General features: G+C 75.6%; 1 protein-coding gene. It reads left to right on the top strand.

Annotated elements, in window-relative coordinates; all coding sequences use genetic code 11:
• A partial coding sequence (locus tag AB6A65_RS16675; RefSeq protein ID WP_371039501.1) for a 6-phosphogluconolactonase occupies window positions 1-405 on the top strand: 405 nt, incomplete at both ends.

Genomic DNA, 405 nt, shown 5'->3' with positions numbered 1-405 from the left:
ACGAGCGCTGGGTGCGGCCCGATCACCCCCGCTCCAACACCCGGCTGGTGCGCGAGCGGCTGCTGGTGGAGCGCGCCGCTGCGGCGACGCTCCTGCCGATGTATCAGCCGACCGACACGCCGGAGGAGGCCGTCGCCCGCGTGACCGAGGCGATCGCGCCGCATCTGCCGATCTCCGTGCTGCTGCTCGGCATGGGCGACGACGGGCATGTCGCCTCGCTCTTTCCGGGGACCGAGGGGCTCGCCGCCGCGCTGGCCGAGGATGCGGCGCCGGTCATGGCGCTCCGCCCGCCCGAGGCCGAGGAGCCGCGGCTCACGCTGACGCGGCCGGTGCTCGACGGCGCGCTCTCCAAGCACCTCGCGATCGTGGGCGAGACCAAGCGCGCGGTGCTGGAGCGCGCGCAGC

Source organism: Rhodosalinus sp. FB01 (assembly GCF_041365715.1).
In the GTDB taxonomy this organism is placed as follows: Bacteria; Pseudomonadota; Alphaproteobacteria; order Rhodobacterales; family Rhodobacteraceae; genus Rhodosalinus.
The sequence above is the reverse complement of the archived record's forward strand: the minus strand, read 5'-3'. Positions and strand labels throughout refer to the sequence as shown.